This is a genomic window from Nocardioides sp. cx-169 (assembly GCF_021083605.1).
Taxonomy (GTDB): Bacteria; Actinomycetota; Actinomycetes; order Propionibacteriales; family Nocardioidaceae; genus Nocardioides.
In genome coordinates this window covers 30274-50098 of sequence record NZ_JAJNRO010000013.1, presented here as the reverse complement: position 1 = coordinate 50098, position 19825 = coordinate 30274, and the positions used below count along the sequence as shown (strand labels likewise).

Sequence of the window (19825 nt, the reverse complement as noted above, 5' to 3'; positions counted from 1 at the left end):
AAGGTGCAGCGACGTGACTGACATGCCCGACACCACCAACACCTTCGACTCCTCCCACACCGGGCAGCTGGACGACGACTACGACGACGCCGCCGGCTACTACGTGCCCGGAGACCCGATCGCCGACACCAAGGCACCGGGCGGCCCGCTCGAGGAGCGCTGGGACACCCGACAGTTCGAGGCCCGCATCGCCAACCCGGCGAACCGTCGCCGACTCTCGGTGATCGTGGTCGGCACCGGCCTGGCCGGTGCCTCCGCGGCGGCCACGCTCGGCGAGGCCGGCTACGTCGTGAAGTCCTTCTGCTACCAGGACTCCCCGCGCCGGGCGCACTCGATCGCCGCCCAGGGCGGCATCAACGCCGCCAAGAACTACAAGGGCGACGGCGACTCGGTCTTCCGCCTCTTCTACGACACGATCAAGGGCGGCGACTACCGCGCCCGCGAGTCGAACGTCTACCGCCTGGCGCAGGTGAGCCGGAACATCATCGACCAGTGCGTCGCCCAGGGCGTCCCCTTCGCCCGCGAGTACGGCGGTCTGCTGGACAACCGCTCCTTCGGCGGTGTGCAGGTCTCCCGCACGTTCTACGCCCGCGGTCAGACCGGCCAGCAGCTGCTGATCGGTGCCTACCAGGCGCTCGAGCGCCAGGTCGCCGCCGGCACCGTCAAGTGCTACACCCGCCACGAGATGGTTGAGCTCATCGTCGTCGACGGCCGGGCGCGCGGGATCATCGTGCGCGACCTGGTGACCGGCGAGATCGAGACCTACTTCGCCGACGTCGTGGTGCTCGCCAACGGCGGCTACGGCAACGTCTTCTTCCTCTCCACCAACGCCATGGGCTCCAACGTCACCGCGAGCTGGCGCGCGCACCGCAAGGGCGCCTACATGGCCAACCCCTGCTACACGCAGATCCACCCGACCTGCATCCCGGTCTCGGGCGCGCACCAGTCCAAGCTGACGCTGATGAGCGAGTCCCTGCGCAACGACGGCCGGATCTGGGTGCCGAAGAACAAGGCCGACTGCGACAAGGACCCGCGCGACATCCCCGAGGAGGACCGCGACTACTACCTGGAGCGGATCTACCCGGCGTTCGGCAACCTGGTCCCCCGCGACATCGCCAGCCGACAGGCCAAGAACATGTGCGACGAGGGCCGCGGCGTCGGCCCCGAGGTCGAGGGCGTACGCCGTGGTGTGTACCTCGACTTCGAGGAGGCCATCGGCCGCCTCGGTCGCGACGCGATCGAGGCCAAGTACGGCAACCTCTTCGACATGTACGCCCGGATCACCGGCGAGGACCCGTACGAGGTCCCGATGCGGATCTACCCCGCCGTCCACTACGTCATGGGCGGCCTGTGGGTCGACTACGACCTGCAGTCGACGATCCCCGGCCTGTTCGTCACCGGCGAGGCCAACTTCTCCGACCACGGCGCCAACCGCCTCGGCGCCTCGGCGCTGATGCAGGGCCTGGCCGACGGCTACTTCGTCCTGCCCAACACCATCCGCGACTACCTCGCGGAGGGGCCGTTCGAGAAGGTGGCCGAGGACGACCCCGCGGTCGTCGAGGCGCAGGAGTCGGTGCGCTCGCGCATCGACCAGCTGCTGAACACCAACGGCACCCGCAGCGTCGACTCCTACCACCGCGAGCTCGGCAACATCATGTGGGAGTACTGCGGCATGGAGCGCAGCGCCGACGGCCTCAAGAAGGCCATCGACCTGATCCGCACGCTCAAGGAGGACTTCTGGCGCAACGTGAAGGTGCTGGGATCGGCGGAGACGCTGAACCAGTCGCTGGAGCGCGCCAACCGCGTCGCGGACTTCTTCGAGCTGGGCGAGCTGATGTGCATCGACGCGCTCAATCGGCGCGAGTCCTGCGGCGGCCACTTCCGGGCCGAGTCGCAGACCGAGGACGGCGAGGCGCTCCGCCACGACGACACCTACGCCTACGTCGCGGCGTGGGAGTGGGCGGGGCCCGATGAGAAGCCGGTCCTGCACAAGGAGAACCTGACCTACGAGTTCGTCGAGATGAAGCAGCGGAGCTACAAGTGAAATTCACTCTGAACATCTGGCGCCAGCCTGACGCGGTCACCGCCGGACGGATCCACACCTACGAGCTCGACGAGGTCTCGGAGGACATGTCCTTCCTGGAGATGCTCGACGTCCTGAACGAGGACCTGAACGCCCAGGGCGAGGAGCCCGTCGCGTTCGACTCGGACTGTCGCGAGGGCATCTGCGGCAGCTGCGGGCTGATGATCAACGGCGAGGCCCACGGGCCCGAGGTCACCACCACCTGCCAGCTGCACATGCGTTCCTTCAAGGACGGCGACTCGATCACCATCGAGCCGTGGCGCGCCGAGGCGTTCCCGGTCATCAAGGACCTGGTCGTCGACCGCAGCGCCTTCGACCGGATCATCCAGCAGGGCGGCTACATCTCGGTCAACACCGGTGCCGCTCCCGACGCCCACGCCACGCCGGTGCCGAAGGACAAGGCCGACCGCGCCTTCGACGCCGCCACCTGCATCAGCTGCGGGGCCTGCGTCGCCGCCTGCCCCAACGGCTCAGCCTCGCTGTTCGTCGGCGCGAAGATCACCCACCTCGGCGAGCTGCCCCAGGGCCAGGCCGAGCGCGACACCCGCGTCGTCAACATGGTCGCCCAGCACGACGCCGAGGGCTTCGGCGGCTGCACGAACATCGGCGAGTGCACCGCCTCGTGCCCCAAGGAGATCCCCCTCGACGTGATCTCCCGCCTCAACTGGGACCTCCACGCGGCCCTCCGCCACGGGAAGTGAGCAGCGGCGCGCGAGGCACGAGCGCGCCGAAACCTCGTAAGTGAAGGGAGGGCGGTGACCACAGGTCACCGCCCTTCTTCGTCTCACCGGGTCTCGAGGCTCAGGCGCCAGGGCGCCTTCGCGCCTCGACCACCGAGCGGGTCACCTACGGGTGGCCCTGAGGGCCTTCCAGCCGAGGGAGCCCAGGATCGCGGCGATGGCGACGTTGACGACGATCAGGACCGAGTGCGCTACCCAGTAGCCGGTGGCGCGGTCCTCGCCGGAGTCGTAGGCCGACCACAGGTTGCGGGCGAACTGGCCGAAGGTGACGACGTTCCACGCCGCGACGGCCAGGAGCAGGGCGGCGTGCTTGCGCTCGAACCTCATGGATGCTCCTCCTTCTTCCTCATGACAGCGGTCAGGGCCAGCATGGCGCCGGCCCCGGCGATGAACGGGCCCTTCCAGGATCTCGGACCCGTCGGGTGCTCCCCCGCGACGGAGGTCGCGGGCAGGTCGGTCAGGGACGGCACCTGCGGGCCCTGGACGGCCACCGGCTCCTCGACGCGGGCGGCCCGGGCCGCCGGCGAGGTGTGCGCCCAGGCGGCGGCGTACAGGACGACCCGCGAGAAGTAGTTGATCCAGACCACCAGGATCAGCGCGATCCCGAACGCCTGGAAGGCCGGCTGCTCCTTGGTGGCCCGCAGCAGCGTGCTCGAGAGCAGCTTGAGCGCCTCGAACCCGACCGCTCCGACCAGCGCCCCGGAGAGCAGCGAGCGTTTCGGCGTGTGCGGGTCGGCGAGCAACCGGAACAGCGCAAGGAACAGCACGGTGCTGGCAAGCAGCCCGATGACCACGCCGAGCACCCACAGCAGCGGCCTGAGGCCCACGCCGAGTCCCAGCCACTCCAGGACCTTTTCGGAGCCCCCGGAGACCACCCCGGAGATGGCGACGCTGAGCAGCAACGTGATCCCTACGGCAGCGAGCGTGATCAGGTCACGCAGCTTGCCCATCACGAAGTTGGGGCGCTCGAAGTCGGGCAGCTCGAAGGTGATCAGCAGCGCGTCGCGGAGGCTGGAGAGCCACCCGAGGCCGGCGTACAGGACGCCGAGGAGACCGAAGCCCACGGCGGCGCCGGCGGCGGCCTCGATGTCGGCCAGCGCGATCCCGTTGTCGCCGCCGATCATGCCGGGGAAGATCGACTCGACCGCCTCGACGGTGGTGTCACGCGCGTCGGGGTAGACCTTGGCGATCCAACCGACCACAGCGAACGACAGCGCCAGGATCGGGAAGAAGGACAGGAAGCCGAAGTAGGTGACGGCGCCTGCCTGCTGCCCCGCCTTGACGGTGCCGTAGTGCTCCTGCATGCGCACCAGGTGGTCGATGATCGGGCGTCGCTCGCGCACGCGCGTCACCCGCGCGGAGAGTCGTTCCTTGAAGGAGGCCATGCACCATCACCTGCCGGGATCGCGAGCGGTCAGTCTGCCGGGCACAGCTGGAACTTCTGAGTGGGGCGCCACCCGTGCTCCGTGTCGTGCACGTAGAGGTGGAACTCGTGCACGTCGAACTTGCACTCAAAGCCCGACAGCTCGGCGAAGGCCTGGTCCAGCCGGTCGTCGTCGAGGTGATGGGCGACGGTGACGTGCGGGTGGAACGGGAACTCCAGGTCGGTGGCCAGCGGCCCCTGGCGTACGGCGTCGGCGAGCAGCTCGCACTCGGAGATGCCGCGGACCAGCGTCACGAAGACCACCGGCGAGACGGGGCGGAAGGTGCCGGTGCCGCGCAGGTGCACGGTGAACGCCGGCACCTTCTCGGCAGCGCGGGCGAGGTGCTCCACGACGATCGCGAGACCGTCGTCGTCGAGCTCGGTGGGCGGCACGAGCGTGATGTGCGTCGGGATCATCGTGGCCGTGGCGTCACCGACGGAGGTCCGGTAGTCCTGCAGCTCGGTGGCCCAGGGCTCCGGTATCGCTACGGCCACTCCGATTGTCGGCATCGAGTCGACTCTACTGGTGTCGGCTCGCAGCTAGCGGGCGGCCGTCACGAAGCCGACGCGCTGGTAGACGTCGCGCAGCGTCGCCTCCGCCACCTCGCCTGCCTGCTCCGCACCCCGCTTGAGTACGGCGGTCAGGTGCGCCTGGTCGTCGAGCAGCCCCAGCGTGCGCTCGCGGAACGGCCGCACGAACTCCACCGCCGCCTCCGCCAGGTCGCTCTTGAGGTCGCCGTAGCCCTTGCCGGCGTAGCGCTCCTCTAGCTCGCCGACGCCCTCGCCGGTCAGCGAGGAGAAGATCGTGAGCAGGTTGCTGACGCCGGGCTTCTCCTCCGGGTCGAAGCGGATCGTCGACTCCGAGTCGGTCACCGCGGAGCGGATCTTCTTGGCGCTCACCTGCGGCTCGTCGAGCATGTCGATGATCCCGGCCGGCGACGACGCGGACTTCGACATCTTGGCGGTGGGGTTCTGCAGGTCGCCGATCTTGGCGGTGGCCTTGAGGATGTAGGGCTCCGGGAGCCGGAAGGTCTTCTTGTAGCGGTGGTTGAACCGCTGGGCCAGGTCGCGGGTCAGCTCGAGGTGCTGGCGCTGGTCCTCGCCGACCGGCACGTAGTGGGGGCGGTAGAGCAGGATGTCGGCCGCCTGCAGGATCGGGTAGGTGAACAGGCCGACGCTGGCCGCGCCCTCGCCACCCTTGGCCGCCTTGTCCTTGAACTGCGTCATCCGGCGCGCCTCGCCCACGCTGGTCAGGCAGTTGAGCACCCAGGCCAGCTGCGCGTGCGCGGGGACCTGGCTCTGCACGAAGATCGCCGAGCGCTCGGGGTCGATGCCCATCGCCAGCAGCTGGGCGGCCGCTCGCAGCGTCCGGTCGCGCAGGACCTTGGGGTCCTGCTCGACGGTGATCGCGTGCTGGTCGGCGATGAAGAAGAACGGCTGGTGGTCGCGCTGGAGGTCCACCCACTGCCTCAGCGCCCCGAGGTAGTTGCCGAAGTGGAACGAGTCGGCGGTCGGCTGGATGCCGGACAGCACCCGGGGGCGCGCCCCACCCGAGGCTGCGGCGGGCACGTCGACCTGGGGCTGGATCGTGGTCATGACCGGCATTCTTCCCGATCGTCTCCCGGCCGCCCGGGCCAGGGCCGGTTATCGGTTTGCCGCATGCAGCACGGGTTGGCAGGGTGCTCGCATGCCTGTGCCCGTGACCCTCACCGACGGCGTCGTGACACTCCGCCCGCACCGCCACGACGACGCCCCGGGAGTGCTCGAGCAGTGCCAGGACCCCCTGTCGGTCCGGTGGACGTCGGTGCCGGTCCCCTACTCGCTGGCCGAGGCGGAGGTCTACGTGGACCAGACCGTGGCCCTGGGCTGGCTCGCCGACACCGAGTGGTCCTTCGCCATCGAGGCGGAGGGGCGCTTCGGCGGCACGGTGTCGCTCCGCAACGAGGGCGCCGGACGCGCCGAGATCGCGTACGGCGCCCACCCGTGGATCCGCGGCACGGGCCACGTGCACCGGGCGCTGCGTCTGCTGCTCGACTGGGGCTTCGACACCCAGGGCCTCACCACGGTCATCTGGTGGGCCCACCGCGGCAACTGGGCCTCGCGCCGGACCGCCTGGCGGCTCGGCTTCGAGGTGGACGGCACGGTACGGCGCTGGCTCACCCAGCGCGACGAGATCCACGACGCCTGGGTCGCCACGCTGCTGCGCGAGGACCCGCGCGAGCCCCGGTCCACGTGGCTGGAGTGCCCGGTCCTCACGGGTGACGGCGTCCGCCTGCGACCGCTCGTCACCGACGACGCTCCCCGCATCCAGGAGGCCTGCGCGGAGGAGCGCACCCAGCGCTGGCTGGGGCAGCTGCCCAGCCCCTACACGCTCGAGGACGCCCACGCCTACGTGGAGTCGCGCACCTCCCAGCTGGCGGAGGCCACCGGCGTCACCTGGGCGGTCACCGCACCTGACGACGACCGGCTGCTCGGCACCATCGGTTGGTTCAACTGGACGCCCGGCGCCGAGTGCGAGATCGGCTACTGGACCCACCCGGACGCGCGCGGTCGCGGACTGATGACGAGGGCCATGGGGCTCCTCACGCGGCACGTGATCCAGGAACCGGGCGTGGCCCGCGTGACGGCGTACGCCGCCGTGGACAACACCGCCTCACGGCGCGTCATCGAGGCCAACGGCTACCGGCAGTTCGGCGTTGAGCGCCTGGGGGCCCTCGTCCGCGACGGCCGCGCCGACATGGCCCTCTACGACGTGCTGGCCTCGGAGGTCGCGCCGCGGCGGTGAGCCGCGGCGGACCACAGCAGGACCGCGATGCCCAGCAGCGAGAGGCCGAAGCCGGCCAGCGCGGGTGAGCGGTAGCCGTAGCCGGCCGCGATCGTCACGCCGCCGATCCAGGCCCCGAGCGCGTTCGCAACGTTGAGCGAGGCGTGGTTCATCGACGCACCCAGCGTGGCGGCGTCGCCGGAGACGTCCATCAGCCGCAGCTGCAGGTTGACGACGAGGATCGAGCCGAGGGCGGTGACCGAGAAGACGACCGGCAGCAGCCACCAGCCGTAGGGCGCCACCAGCCAGAAGACGAGCATCACGACCGCCGAGCCCACGCCCGACCAGATCAGTGACCCGAACACCGACCAGGCGGCGAGCTCGCCGGCCAGCCAGGTGCCGGCGACCATCCCGAGGCCGAAGGCCAGCACGAAGACCGGCACCGTGCCCTCGCCGAGGTCGCCGACGTCGGTGACGATCGGCGCGATGTAGGAGTAGGTGGCGAACAGCCCGCCGAAGCCGATGGCGCCGGCGAGCAGGGTGAGCCAGGCCTGACCGTTGCGCATGAACGACGACAGCTCGCGGCGTCCGGTCGCCTCGGCGTCACCGGGGCACGACGGCACGAACGCGAGGATCATGGCGACGGTGACGGCCGCGATGACCGCCACGGCCGCGTACGCGGCCCGCCAGCCGGCCTGCTGCCCCAGCCAGGTCGCGGCGGGCACGCCGAGCACGTTGGCGAACGACAGTCCGAGCATCACCGCCGCGACCCAGCGCCCGGTACGGCCCGGAGGAGCCAGGCTGGCGGCGACGAGCGAGGCGACGCCGAAGTAGGCGCCGTGCGGCATCCCGTCGAGGAAGCGGGCCACGAGCACCAGCTCGTAGCTCGACAACACCGCGGTCAGCACGTTGAACAGCCCGTAGGCGGCCATCAGCCCGACCAGCAGGCCTCGCCGCGGCAGCCGGGCGCCGAAGAGCGCCAGGACCGGTACCCCCGCGACCACGCCCAGGGCGTAGGCCGAGATGAGGTGCCCCCCGGTCGGGATCGAGACGTCCACGCCCTCGGCGATCTGGGGCAGCAGCCCCATCGTGACGAACTCCGTCGTCCCGATGGCGAAGCCGCCCATCGCCAGCGCGAGCAGCGCCAGACCGGCGTGCGTGGCCCGGGGCGGGGCGTCGGGCGGCGTCGCGCCGAGGGTGCTGGTCATCGTCACTCATTGTCCAACCCGCCCCCGGCGGACGCCTATTCCTCAGCAGACGTCGCGGAAGTCCTCGACCGCCGAGTCCAGGTCCGACTGGGCGTCGTCGACGGCCTGCTGGTCCACCGGGGTCCCGGCGCGGGCGACGTCCGCCTGGGTCACCAGGCGATCGAGCGCCTTGCGGGCCTGGGTGACCTTGCCGCCGGACTCGCCGTCGACGCGTCCCTCCAGGGTCTTCAGCGCGTCGCGCAGCGCGGTCAGCTCACGCTTCGCGGCCGCGGGGTCGGCCCCGAGGTCGCCGACGGCCTGCTCCGCCTGGGTGGCGGCCTCGTCCATGGCCTGCCGAGCCACCGAGCACGCCGCGTCCCCGGCGGCGTCCTTGGCGGCGTCCTCGACGTCCGAGCAGCCGGCCAGGACGAGGGACAGCGCGGCGGCCAGAGCCGCCCCGGCGGCCCGCATCCTCACCCGGCGACCGCGGAGGCGAGGTTGCCGAGCGAGTCCTCGAGCTGGGCCTGGGAGACGAGCGGGAAGCCGACCTTCTGCAGCAGCGCCTGGTCGGTGACCTTGCTCCAGTCGTAGGTCAGGCGTACCTCGGTGCTGTCGGCGCCCTGGGCCTGAAGCTCCCACAGCCACTCCCAGCCCGGAGGCTCCTGGCCGGCCGGCGCGGTCTGCCAGCCGATCATCTTGTTCGGGTCGTAGGCCGTCACCAGGTTGTCGGTCTGGTAGTCGCCGCCCATGTGCTCCCCGGTCATGTTCATCCGGAACTTCTGGCCGCTGGCGGTGATCCGGTCGCTGCGCTCGTCGCTGAGGACGAAGCCGCTCCCGTCGAGCTCGGCGTGCCGGGCGGGGTTCGACAAGACGTCGAAGACCGCGCTCGTGGAGGCGTCGATCGTGCGCTGGACAGTGATCTTTCCGTCGGTGGTCATGCCCCCACCCTGTGCATGCCGGCCACCGCATTTCAAGCCGGGACGGTCCCGCCACCGGGTGCGAACGACGCTGACCCGTCAGAAAGTCTCTGACGGGTCAGCGGTGGTGCGAGGCTCCCGAGGGTGCCGCAAGCGGCTCTCAGAGTGCGGCGAGGGCCTCGTTGAAGGTGCCGGACGGACGCATGACGGCCTCGGCCTTGGCGTCGTCGGGTCGGTAGTAGCCACCGATGTCCGCGGGCTTGCCCTGGACGCCATTGAGCTCGGAGACGATCTTCTCCTCGTCGACCGCCAGCGACTCGGCGAACGGCTTGAACACCGCGGCCAGGTCGGGGTCCTCGGTCTGGGCCGCGATCTCCTGGGCCCAGTAGAGGGCGAGGTAGAAGTGCGAGCCGCGGTTGTCGATGCCGCCGATCTTGCGGGTCGGGGACTTGTCCTCGTTGAGGAAGGTCTCGGTCGCCTTGTCGAGGGTCGCGGCGAGCACCTTGGCGCCCTTGTTGTCGGCGAAGTCGGCCAGGTGGTCCAGGCTCGCGGCCAGCGCGAAGAACTCGCCCAGGCTGTCCCAGCGCAGGTAGTTCTCCTTCACCAGCTGCTGGACGTGCTTGGGTGCGGAGCCGCCGGCGCCGGTCTCGAACAGGCCGCCGCCATTCATGAGCGGCACGACCGAGAGCATCTTGGCCGAGGTGCCGAGCTCCAGGATCGGGAAGAGGTCGGTGTTGTAGTCGCGGAGCACGTTGCCGGTCACCGAGATCGTGTCCTCGCCCCGGCGGATGCGCTCCAGGGAGTACGCCGTCGCCTCGGCCGGCGGCATGATCTCGATGGTCAGGCCCTCGGTGTCGTGCTCGGCGAGGTACTCCTTGACCTTGGCGATCAGGTTCGCGTCGTGGGCGCGCTTCTCGTCCAGCCAGAAGATGGCCGGCGAGCCGGTGGCCCGGGCGCGGGTGACGGCCAGCTTGACCCAGTCGCGGATCGGGGCGTCCTTGGTCTGGCAGGCGCGCCAGATGTCGCCGGGCTCCACGGTGTGCTCGATGAGCGTGGTGCCGGAGCCGTCGACGACCCGGATCGTCCCGGCCGCGGGCGCCTCGAAGGTCTTGTCGTGGGAGCCGTACTCCTCCGCCGCCTTGGCCATCAGGCCGACGTTGGGCACCGAGCCCATCGTGGAGGGGTCGAAGGCGCCGTGGGCGCGGCAGTCGTCGAGCACGGTCTGGTAGACGCCGGCGTAGGAGGAGTCCGGGATCACCGCGAGGGTGTCGGCCTCCTCGCCGTCTGGGCCCCACATGTGGCCGGACTGGCGGATCATCGCCGGCATCGAGGCGTCGATGATGACGTCCGAGGGCACGTGCAGGTTGGTGATGCCTTTGTCGGAGTCGACCATCGCCATCGCGGGGCCGTCGGCGAGACCCTGCTGCACGGCGGCCTTGATGGCCTCGGCCTCGGGCAGCGAGGCGGTCGCGTCGAGGAGGGCGCCCAGACCGTCGTTGGGCGAGATCCCCGCCGCGGCGAGCTGCTCGCCGTACTGCTCGAACAGCGTGGGGAAGAACGCCTGCACGGCGTGGCCGAAGATGACCGGGTCGGAGACCTTCATCATGGTGGCCTTGAGGTGCACCGAGAACAGCACGTCGTCGGCCTTGGCCCGCGCGATCTGCTCGGTCAGGAAGCGGCGCAGCGCCGCGACGTTCATGAACGTGCCGTCGACGACCTCGCCGGCCAGCACCGGCACCGACTCCTTGAGCACCGTGACGGTGCCGTCGGCGGCCTCGTGCTCGATGCGCAGCGTGTCGTCCTTCTCGACGACGACGCTCTTCTCGTTCGAGAAGAAGTCGTCCTTGCCCATCGTGGCCACGTTGGTCTTGGAGTCGGGGCTCCACTTCCCCATGCGGTGCGGGTGCGCCTTCGCGTAGTTCTTCACCGAAGCCGGAGCCCGGCGGTCGGAGTTGCCCTCGCGCAGGACCGGGTTGACCGCGGACCCCTTCACCTTGTCGTAGGCGGCGCGCGCGGCCTTGTCCTCGTCGGAGTCGGCGCTCTCGGGGAAGTCCGGGATGTCGTAGCCCTGCTCCTGCAGCTCCTTGATCGCGGCCTTCAGCTGCGGCACGGAGGCGGAGATGTTGGGCAGCTTGATGATGTTGGCCTCGGGCGTCGTGGCCAGCTCGCCGAGCTCGGCGAGGGCGTCGTCGACGCGCTGCTCGTCGGTGAGGCGGTCGGGGAACTGCGCGAGGATCCGGCCCGCCAGGGAGATGTCCCGCGTCTCGACGTCCACCCCGGCCTTGGCGGCGTAGGCCGCGATGATCGGCAGGAAGGAGTACGTCGCCAGCAGCGGCGCCTCGTCGGTATGGGTGTAGATGATCTTGGCCATGTCCTGCGGCTCCTGAACGGTGGCGAGTGGGACGGAAGTTCCTTGACGTCAAGATACCTGACGCGGCGACCGTCGTCGGACCCGGCCAGCCTCGCACCACGGGCCTCGGGCGGCAACGGCGAGGCCGCGCGCTGGCACTCGGCCGGTCTAGAGTGGATCGATCCGCAGGTTTCGACCACCCCGCTGAAGGGCAACACACCGCCATGTCACAGACCGACGCACCCCCAGCTCCCGCACCCCCGACGACCGGCCAGAAGTTCGCCGCGGAGACGCTCGGCACCTTCGTGCTCGTCCTCTTCGGTTGCGGCTCCTTCCTGATCGCCAGCCAGCGCTACGGCTCCGAGTTCGCCGACGCGTCGCTGCTGCTGATCACCTCCATCGGCCTGTCCTTCGGCTTCGCGGTGGCCGTCATGATCTACGCCTTCGGCCGCATCTCCGGCGGCCACTTCAACCCGGCCGTCACCGTCGGCGCCGCCCTGAGCGGCCGCATGGCGTGGAGCCAGACCCCCGTCTACATCGGTGGCCAGCTGCTCGGGGCGATCGTCGCGGGCGGTGTGCTGCTGGTCTTCGGCCTCGGGTTCGACCGCTTCGAGGCCTTCGACACCAGCCTTGGCGCCAACGGCTGGGGTGACGACGGCACCGGCTACGCGCTGTGGGCCGCGCTGCTGATCGAGCTCGTCCTCACCGCGATCTTCGTGCTGGTCATCCTCGCCGTCACCGACGAGCGCAACGAGCACCCCGGCATGGCGCCGCTGGTGATCGGCCTGACGCTGGCGGCCATCCACTTCGTCGCCATCCCCGCCACCGGTACGTCGGTCAACCCCGCCCGCTCCATCGGCCCGGCCCTCTTCTCCGGCACCGACCCGATCATCCAGGTCTGGGTCTTCATCCTCGGCCCGCTCCTCGGCGCCGCGGCCGCCGGCCTGCTCTACCCCGCGATCTTCGGGCGCGCCACCGACCCGGTCCCCGGCTCCGGGCTGAACTTCGGCCGGCCCGGCGTGGCGGCCGTGCCCGGCTACGGCATGCCCGACCAGTACCAGCAGCAGTGGAACCAGCAGAACCCCGCCTACCCGGCCGCCCACGCGGCCGCGCCGGCGGCCGAGCAGCAGGCCTCCGCCCAGCAGGGCGGCTGGGGGGAGCAGCCGATCATCCAGGACGGCTGGCAGTGGGACCCCCAGGCCCAGCAGTGGATCCCGGCCCAGCAGCAGGCGCCCCAGGCCCCGCAGGCTCAGTGGCCCAACCCCGACGCCGGCGGCGGTCAGACCCAGGTCCGCCCGCCCGACGGGGTCTAGCCGACCGGGAGCGATCCCGATGGGGATGACCAGGTCATCCCACCAGCTCGAGTGACGCGTCCGGGGCGCCGGTCTCGGTCTCCACGGAGACCAGGCCGGCGCCCCGTGCGTAGGCGGACCGGAGCACCCGTCCACCAGGCTCCGTGGTCTCGACGACCACGAGATCCTCGAAGGCTCCGGCCGGCACCCGCGCCTCGCCCTCCAGGTCCACCACCTCCGCCAGCGGGCCCGGACGGGCCTGGGCGTAGCCGTCGCCGAGCCGCGGGGTCGCGAGCATCGCGATGCCGGCCTCGGCGCCGGCCTCACCTGCCAGCCACTCCCCCTCGCGGCCGAGCCACCACACGTTGCCGGCGTCGTCCTGGGCGAAGTAGTCGGTGCTGGTGGGCGTGCTCCAGCCGGAGCCGTCGGGATCGTCGGAGAGGGTCGCCACCGTCTCGACCACCGTCGCGGCGACCCCGGCGACCGTGCGGCGCTCCTCGGCCACCCGCACCAGCACTCCGCCCGGGCCGTCCACGAGGTCGTAGGACCACTGCGCGCCCGGCTCCAGCGGCAGCCACGGGTTGTCGATCACGTCGACGAAGTCGCGCGGATCAGGGCTCGGCGTGGGCACCGTGAGCTCGTCCACGCCGGCCGGCGGGCTGGACGGTGAGGCGCTGCTGCAGCCGGAGACCAGTCCCACGGTGGCGAGCGCGGCCAGGGACACCGCGGTCGCGAGCGTGCGCCGTACGGCGTGTCGGGGAGCCGCGCGAGTCATGGCGCCATCGTCTCTCACGGCTGCGACCCCGGTCACTCGGGGCGCCTCACCGCTGCTAGCGTCGGAAGGGTTCCCCTTCCTCGTCCTCGCCTAGGAGTCCCTGTGAGCTCAGCCCCGTTGAAGGTCGCCGTCACCGGTGCCGCCGGCCAGATCGGCTACAGCCTGCTCTTCCGTCTCGCGAGCGGCTCGCTGCTCGGGGACCGCCCGATCGAGCTGCGGCTGCTCGAGATCACGCCCGCCCTCAAGACGCTCGAGGGGGTCGTGATGGAGCTCGACGACTGCGCCTTCCCGAACCTCGCCGGGATCGAGATCGGCGACGACGCCGAGAAGATCTTCGACGGCGTCAACCTCGCCCTCCTGGTCGGCGCCCGCCCGCGCGGCCCGGGCATGGAGCGCGGCGACCTGCTGTCGGCCAACGGCGCGATCTTCACCGCCCAGGGCAAGGCGCTCAACGCCGTGGCCGCCGACGACGTGCGCATCGGCGTGACCGGCAACCCGGCCAACACCAACGCCCTCATCGCGCTGAAGAACGCCCCCGACATCCCGCAGGAGCGCTTCTCGGCGCTGACCCGCCTGGACCACAACCGCGCGATCTCCCAGCTCGCGGCCAAGACCGGCGCGGCCGTCACCGACATCAAGAAGATGACGATCTGGGGCAACCACTCGGCGACCCAGTACCCCGACCTGTTCCACGCCGAGGTCGGCGGCCGCAACGCCGCCGAGGTCGTGGGCGACCAGGCCTGGATCGAGAACGACTTCATCCCGACCGTCGCCAAGCGCGGCGCGGCCATCATCGAGGCCCGCGGCTCGTCCTCGGCCGCCTCGGCCGCCTCCGCCACCGTCGACGCCGCCCGCGACTGGCTGCTCGGCTCCGCCACCGACGACTGGGTCTCCATGGCCGTCGTCTCCGACGGCTCCTACGGTGTCCCGGAGGGCCTGGTCTCCTCGTTCCCCGTCACCACCAAGGACGGCAACTGGGAGATCGTCCAGGGCCTCGAGATCGACGAGTTCTCGCGCGGACGCATCAACGCGTCGGTCGCCGAGCTCGACGACGAGCGCAAGGCCGTCACCGAGTTGGGTCTCATCTGACCCACGCGCCCCGAGAGGCCCCGGGCCCCCGGTTAATCGGGAGCCCCCCGACCTATGTTACAACCGTAAGGCGTGAGTTTCACCGGGCACCCGGTGAAACTCACGCCTTCCGCCGTCAGACAGGCTGGTCGGGGATCGTCTGCGCGAGGAACAGCAGCGCGGCGCCGACGCCGGCCAGGAGCACGCAGTCGAACCAGCGGTCCCGTACAGCGAGCATGCCGGCGTCGCGCTCGGGCAGCACCAGCCGGGCCGCCGATGCGGCGACGAGCGACAGGGCCAGCCACCGGATGCCCACCCGCCAGTCGCCGGTGACCACGATGACGAACCCGACCGCGGTCGTCAGCAGGATCACGAGGTAGAACGCGCCGCCGATCGTCGATGGATAGCGGCGCTCGTCGGATGCCGCTGGGGGCTCGTCCGCGTCGACCGGCTCCTGCGGGAGGCGGTCGTCGGGGAGCGGGCCCTGGGTCACAGCCCGGCAGCCTTCTCGGCCATCGTCACGATGTTGGTCAGCAGCATGGCGCGCGTCATGGGCCCGACGCCCCCGGGGTTGGGCGAGACCCAGCCCGCGACGTCCCACACGTCCTCGGCCACGTCGCCGGCGATCCTGCCGTCGACGCGCGACACCCCGACGTCGAGCACGGCCGCGCCGGGCTTGACCATGTCGGCGGTGATGATCCCCGGTACGCCGGCGGCCGCGACGACCACGTCGGCGCCCCGGACATGCGCGGCGAGGTCGCGGGTGCCGGTGTGGCACAGCGTGGTGGTGGCGTTCTCCGAGCGCCGCGTCAAGAGCAGCCCCAGCGGCCGGCCGACCGTCAGTCCACGCCCCACCACGACGACCTCGGCCCCGTTGAGCTCCACGCCGTGGCGGCGCAGCAGCTCGATGCAGCCGATCGGCGTGCACGGCAGCGAGCCGGACTCCCCCAGCACCAGCTTGCCGAGGTTGAGCGGGTGCAGGCCGTCGACGTCCTTGTCGGCGTCGACCCGCGACAGCAGCGCGAACTCGTCCAGACCGGTCGGCTGCTGCACCAGGAACCCGGTGCAGGCGGGGTCGGCGTTGAGCTCGTCGATCACCGCCTCCACCTCGGCCTGGGTGCTGGTCGCCGGCAGGTCGCGGCGGATCGACTCGATGCCGATCTCGGCGCAGTCCTTGTGCTTGGCGCCGACGTACCAGTGCGAGCCGGGGTCGTCACCGACCAGCACCGTGCCGAGGCCGGGGAAGACGCCCCGGTCGTTGAGCAGGCGCACCCGCTCGGTCAGCTCGGTCTTGATCACCTTGAGGGTCGCGGACCCGTCCAGTCGCTGTGCGGTCATCTGTCACATCCTTGCATCATCGGGGACGCGTCAGCGGACCCGATATCGGTGGTCGAGCGAGGCGCGCGACCGAGGAACGAGGGCGCGACCGCCGTGTCGAGACCCGGTGACGGGGGCACCCTCCTCGGGCACGTCTCAGTGGAAGAAGTGCCGGGTGCCGGTGAAGTACATGGTGACCCCAGCGGCGCGTGCCGCCTCGATCGTCAGCTCATCGCGCACGGACCCGCCGGGCTGGACGATCGCGGTGATGCCGGCGTCGATCAGCACCTGCGGCCCGTCCTCGAACGGGAAGAACGCGTCTGAGGCGGCGACCGAGCCGGCGGCCCGCTCCCCCGCGCGCTCGACCGCGAGGCGGCAGGAGTCGACGCGGTTGACCTGCCCCATGCCGACGCCGACCGAGGCGCCGTCCTTGGCCAGCAGGATGGCGTTGGACTTGACCGCGCGGCAGGCCTTCCAGGCGAAGGCCAGGTCCGCCAGCAGGGCCGGCGAGGCGGCCTCGCCGGCCGCGAGCGTCCAGGCGGCCGGGTCGTCGCCGTCGGCGTCGACGTGGTCGCGCTCCTGCACGAGCATGCCGCCGCTGATCTGGCGCAGCTCGGTGCGCCGCTCGCCGGCGGGCTGCTCGCAGACCAGGATCCGGATGTTCTTCTTGCCCTGCAGCACCTCCACCGCGCCGTCCTCGTACGCCGGCGCCACGATCACCTCGGTGAACACCTCGGCCACCTGCTCGGCCATCGCCACGGACACAGGGCGGTTGGCCGCGATCACGCCGCCGAACGCCGAGACCGGGTCGCAGGCGTGCGCACGGCGGTGCGCCTCGGCCACGTCGGCCCCCACCGCGATGCCGCACGGGTTGGCGTGCTTGATGACCGCCACCGCGGGCTCGTCGAAGTCCGCGGCGGCACGTCGCGCGGCGTCGGTGTCGACGAAGTTGTTGTAGGACATCTCCTTGCCGTGCAGCTGCTCGGCGCCCGCGAGGCCGCCGGTGCCGTCGACGTAGAGCGCCGCGCCCTGGTGCGGGTTCTCGCCGTAGCGCAGGACCGCGGACCGGGTCCAGGTCTCCCCCGCGAACGCCGGCCAGGCGTCGTCGCTGCCGGCGTAGCCGGAGGCGAACCAGCTCGCCACCGCCACGTCGTAGGACGCCGTGTGGGCGAAGGCCTCGGCCGCGAGCCGCTTGCGCTGGCCGAGCGTGAAGCCGCCGGTCGCGACGGCCGACAGCACGTCGCCGTAGGCGGAGGGCGAGGTGACGACGGCGACCGACGGGTGGTTCTTGGCCGCCGCGCGCACCATCGAGGGCCCGCCGATGTCGATCTGCTCCACGACCTCGTCGGGCGACGCGCCCGAGGCGACGGTCTCGCGGAACGGGTACAGGTTGACCACGACCAGGTCGAAGGGCTCGACGTCGAGCTCGGCGAGCTGCGCGACGTGGGACTCCAGGCGGCGGTCGGCGAGGATGCCGGCGTGCACGCGCGGGTGCAGGGTCTTGACCCGGCCGTCCAGGCACTCGGGGAAGCCGGTCAGGTCCTCCACCTTGGTCACCGGCAGGCCGAGGCCGTCGATGAGCGCCGCGGAGCCGCCGGTCGAGACCAGGGCCACGCCGGCGTCGTGGAGCCCGCGGACGAGCTGCTCGAGGCCGGACTTGTCGTAGACGGAGACCAGGGCCCGCCTGATCGGGATCTGCAGGTCGTCGCTCACAGGGTGCACTCCTCGGTCGAGAGAAAGGAGGGCCACCCAGGCGGACGATGGCCGTACCACGATCACTCCCCGGTGGTTGCCCACCCGCGCCAGTCGTGTGGGCCCAGCCTATCGGGACGCGGCCGTGGCGCCGAACCGCACCGCGCGGCCGTCGACGGTGAAGCCCTCGCGCGCCATCCGGCCCACCGCCTCCACCAGCATGCTCCGCTCCGCGCCCTTGATCCGCTCGTGCAACGACTCGACGGTGTCGTCCTCGGCCACCTCCACGGCGCGCTGCGCCACGATCGGGCCCGTGTCGACCCCGTCGTCGACGACGAACAGCGTGCAGCCGGTGACCTTGACGCCGTACGCGAGGGCGTCGGCGGGACCGTGCATCCCGGGGAACGACGGCGACAGCGCGGGGTGGGTGTTGACGACGCGCCCACCGAAGCGGTCGTGGAACTCCTGGCCCACCAGCTTCATGAACCCGGCGAGCACCACGAGGTCGGGCTCGAAGGCGGCGACGGTCTCGGCCATGGCGCGGTCCCAGTGCTCGCGCGTGGAGAAGTCCTGGACCCGCTTGACGAACGTCGGGACGCCGGCGCGGTCGGCGCGGGCCAGACCTTCGATGTCGTGGCGGGGGGGGGCGGCCGCGGGCGCCCCCCCCCCCGGGGCGGGGGGTGGGGCCGCCGGCGGGGGCGGCGCGGGCCTCACCTTCGTTGTCGTCGGGGGCGGCGCCGCCCGCGACCACCCGCGCACCGTAGGCGGGATCCTGGCAGGCGTCGAGGAGCGCCTGCAGGTTGGTGCCGGAGCCCGACACGAGCACGACAAGACGGGCGGGGGCGGGCACGCGCCCGATCCTAGAGCGCCGGGCTCAGGCCTGCTCGTCGGCGTCCGCCCCGCGGCGCTGCCACCAGGTCGTCGCCAGTCCGCCCAGCAGCGCGCCGATGCCGAAGGCCGCGACGGCGTAGACGAGCACGTCGAAGGCGAGCGGGCCGACGTCGCGCATCCGGCCCGGTCCCGCTGCGCCTCCGGCGACGGCCGCCAGGAGGCCGAAGACCAGCCCGGCCAGAACGCCGCCGGCGAGGCCGCGCACGGCGCCCTCCTCCCAGCGCAGGGTCGGCACCCGACGCTGCGCCCAGGCGGCGCCGAGCGCGGCGACCAGGACCGGCACGGCCACGAGGTAGGTCGTCCAGCCCGCCGGCGGCCCGGCGTCGGGCAGGGCGGCCAGCAGCGGGAACATCGGCAGCGGCCCCACGACGACGGCCCCCGGCGAGACCAGGGTGCCGACGCCGACGGTGAAGCCGGGTCCCAGCAGGTAGGCACCGGAGAAGATCGTGGCGTTGGGCAGCAGCATCGCGCTGAGCAGCGTGAACAGGGTGGCGTCGCCGGCGTCCGTGTGCAGCTGCGACATGACGTTGACGGCCGTGCTGAAGTCGAGGACCAGCGCCACCGCGAACGTCGCCAGCGAGACCACCAGCCAGGTGACCAGGATCCGCCGGCAGCCCGCAAGCGCCGCGCGCGCCCACGCCGGAACGAACGAGGCCCAGATCGCGGCCCGTCCCGAGCCGACGGCGATGGCGCACCCCCCGGCGAGCGCGGTGAGCACCAGCGACCAGAGGACCACCCGGCCGGTGTCGGGCGAGGTCGCCGGAGTGCCGGCCAGCCGGACTGCGACGAGCGCGGTCGCGACGTACCCCAGCGCGAACACGATGGTGGCCACCGGGACGGTGAGGTCGCGCTCGCCGTCGGCGATCCGGGTGGCGTCCGGGCCGTGCCCGGAGACCGACTCCCCGACGCGGTGCCCGACCCGCCAGATCGCCCAGGCGCAGAGCACCGTGACGCCGAGCGGCACGATGGTGACGGCCGCGCCCTGGACGCTCACCCCGGAGCCATGCGCCAGCAGCCAGCCGAGGGCGCCGGAGCGCAGCCCGTCGCGCGGGGTGCCATGGGCCCCGGCGTCGGTCAGGAACCAGCCGACGACGCCGACGGCGAGGCACACCAGGAGGGTGCTGACGGCGGCGGCGATCCCGCCCAGCGCGGCCAGCAGGACCAGCGGCCGGCGGGTCGCCAGGTCGCGGGCGACCTCGGCCTCGGAGCGTCTGCGGTCCCGGGTCGAGGAGCTTCGCGTGGAGGGCAGCAGTGAGGTCATGGCCGTTTCATCATCACGCGGGCGCCACGGCGTACCGCGCTCCCACGCCGACCCCGGGCACTTTG

Annotated in this window: 19 protein-coding genes; 5 read left to right on the top strand and 14 right to left on the bottom strand. The window is 71.6% G+C overall.

Translation table 11 applies throughout. The features are described 5' to 3' along the window. Positions 1-22 precede the first annotated feature (22 nt). Both LRP67_RS17005 and LRP67_RS17000 read left to right on the top strand, forming a co-directional pair. The gene (locus LRP67_RS17005; RefSeq protein WP_231271478.1) at positions 23-2044 is read left to right on the top strand and encodes a fumarate reductase/succinate dehydrogenase flavoprotein subunit; all 2022 of its coding nucleotides are present in this window, start codon (positions 23-25) and stop codon (positions 2042-2044) included. Further along, entirely contained in the window at positions 2041-2784 is a 744-nt protein-coding gene (locus LRP67_RS17000; protein WP_231271351.1) for a succinate dehydrogenase/fumarate reductase iron-sulfur subunit, read from the top strand. Before LRP67_RS17005 ends, LRP67_RS17000 begins: the two co-directional genes overlap by 4 nt. Positions 2785-2925: 141 nt before the next feature. Here the strand turns inward: LRP67_RS17000 and LRP67_RS16995 are convergent, their stop codons facing one another. From LRP67_RS16995 to trpS, 4 genes are read right to left on the bottom strand one after another with little or no spacing between them, the layout of a single operon-like run. Further along, positions 2926-3150 (bottom strand): SCO4848 family membrane protein, encoded by a 225-nt coding sequence (locus LRP67_RS16995; RefSeq protein ID WP_231271350.1) that lies wholly within the window; start codon positions 3148-3150, stop codon positions 2926-2928. Then, complete coding sequence (locus LRP67_RS16990) at positions 3147-4208, bottom strand: YihY/virulence factor BrkB family protein (protein ID WP_231271349.1); 1062 nt, start codon at positions 4206-4208, stop codon at positions 3147-3149. The genes LRP67_RS16995 and LRP67_RS16990 overlap by 4 nt, the downstream gene beginning before the upstream one ends. Before the next feature lie 29 nt (positions 4209-4237). Next, positions 4238-4756 (bottom strand): 2'-5' RNA ligase family protein, encoded by a 519-nt coding sequence (locus LRP67_RS16985; RefSeq protein WP_231271348.1) that lies wholly within the window; start codon positions 4754-4756, stop codon positions 4238-4240. A gap of 30 nt (positions 4757-4786) precedes the next feature. Next, positions 4787-5842: a tryptophan--tRNA ligase gene (trpS, locus tag LRP67_RS16980; RefSeq protein ID WP_231271347.1), complete on the bottom strand. Its 1056-nt coding sequence runs from the start codon at positions 5840-5842 to the stop codon at positions 4787-4789. 91 nt (positions 5843-5933) lie between these two features. Between trpS and LRP67_RS16975 the strand changes: the two genes are divergently transcribed. Then, a complete protein-coding gene (locus LRP67_RS16975) occupies positions 5934-7031 on the top strand; it encodes a GNAT family N-acetyltransferase (RefSeq protein WP_231271346.1) in 1098 nt (365 codons plus the stop codon). On the opposite strand, the gene LRP67_RS16970 is transcribed toward LRP67_RS16975, so the two are convergent. From LRP67_RS16970 to LRP67_RS16955, 4 genes are all read right to left on the bottom strand, one after another. After that, entirely contained in the window at positions 6992-8218 is a 1227-nt protein-coding gene (locus LRP67_RS16970) for an MFS transporter (RefSeq protein WP_231271345.1), read from the bottom strand. The two genes, LRP67_RS16975 and LRP67_RS16970, sit on opposite strands and share 40 nt — an antisense overlap. Before the next feature lie 42 nt (positions 8219-8260). Next, positions 8261-8674, bottom strand: a complete 414-nt coding sequence (locus LRP67_RS16965; protein ID WP_231271344.1) for a hypothetical protein — start codon at positions 8672-8674, stop codon at positions 8261-8263. Then, positions 8671-9135, bottom strand: a complete 465-nt coding sequence (locus tag LRP67_RS16960) for an SRPBCC family protein (protein ID WP_231271343.1) — start codon at positions 9133-9135, stop codon at positions 8671-8673. Before LRP67_RS16960 ends, LRP67_RS16965 begins: the two co-directional genes overlap by 4 nt. Before the next feature lie 139 nt (positions 9136-9274). Continuing rightward, a complete protein-coding gene (locus LRP67_RS16955) occupies positions 9275-11485 on the bottom strand; it encodes an NADP-dependent isocitrate dehydrogenase (RefSeq protein ID WP_231271342.1) in 2211 nt (736 codons plus the stop codon). Between the two features lie 203 nt (positions 11486-11688). Between LRP67_RS16955 and LRP67_RS16950 the strand changes: the two genes are divergently transcribed. Next, positions 11689-12777 (top strand): MIP/aquaporin family protein, encoded by a 1089-nt coding sequence (locus LRP67_RS16950; protein WP_231271341.1) that lies wholly within the window; start codon positions 11689-11691, stop codon positions 12775-12777. Positions 12778-12811: 34 nt separating this feature from the next. Here LRP67_RS16950 and LRP67_RS16945 read toward each other — a convergent pair whose 3' ends face one another. After that, positions 12812-13531 (bottom strand): hypothetical protein, encoded by a 720-nt coding sequence (locus LRP67_RS16945; RefSeq protein ID WP_231271340.1) that lies wholly within the window; start codon positions 13529-13531, stop codon positions 12812-12814. A gap of 102 nt (positions 13532-13633) precedes the next feature. Between LRP67_RS16945 and LRP67_RS16940 the strand changes: the two genes are divergently transcribed. Further along, positions 13634-14620 (top strand): malate dehydrogenase, encoded by a 987-nt coding sequence (locus LRP67_RS16940; RefSeq protein ID WP_231271339.1) that lies wholly within the window; start codon positions 13634-13636, stop codon positions 14618-14620. A 115-nt stretch (positions 14621-14735) separates the two neighbouring features. Here the strand turns inward: LRP67_RS16940 and LRP67_RS21950 are convergent, their stop codons facing one another. From LRP67_RS21950 to LRP67_RS16915, 5 genes are all read right to left on the bottom strand, one after another. Further along, the gene (locus tag LRP67_RS21950; protein WP_231271338.1) at positions 14736-15092 is read right to left on the bottom strand and encodes a DUF3017 domain-containing protein; all 357 of its coding nucleotides are present in this window, start codon (positions 15090-15092) and stop codon (positions 14736-14738) included. Further along, positions 15089-15937: a bifunctional methylenetetrahydrofolate dehydrogenase/methenyltetrahydrofolate cyclohydrolase gene (locus LRP67_RS16930; protein WP_231271337.1), complete on the bottom strand. Its 849-nt coding sequence runs from the start codon at positions 15935-15937 to the stop codon at positions 15089-15091. Before LRP67_RS16930 ends, LRP67_RS21950 begins: the two co-directional genes overlap by 4 nt. A gap of 135 nt (positions 15938-16072) precedes the next feature. Further along, positions 16073-17629, bottom strand: coding sequence for a bifunctional phosphoribosylaminoimidazolecarboxamide formyltransferase/IMP cyclohydrolase (gene purH / locus LRP67_RS16925; protein WP_231271336.1), 1557 nt, complete (start codon positions 17627-17629; stop codon positions 16073-16075). Between the two features lie 108 nt (positions 17630-17737). Continuing rightward, positions 17738-18322 (bottom strand): phosphoribosylglycinamide formyltransferase, encoded by a 585-nt coding sequence (purN, locus tag LRP67_RS16920; protein ID WP_374107429.1) that lies wholly within the window; start codon positions 18320-18322, stop codon positions 17738-17740. 160 nt (positions 18323-18482) lie between these two features. After that, positions 18483-19760 carry a DUF6350 family protein gene (locus LRP67_RS16915; protein WP_231271335.1) on the bottom strand — a complete coding sequence of 426 codons (1278 nt, stop codon included), beginning with the start codon at positions 19758-19760 and terminating at the stop codon, positions 18483-18485. Positions 19761-19825: the final 65 nt, after the last annotated feature.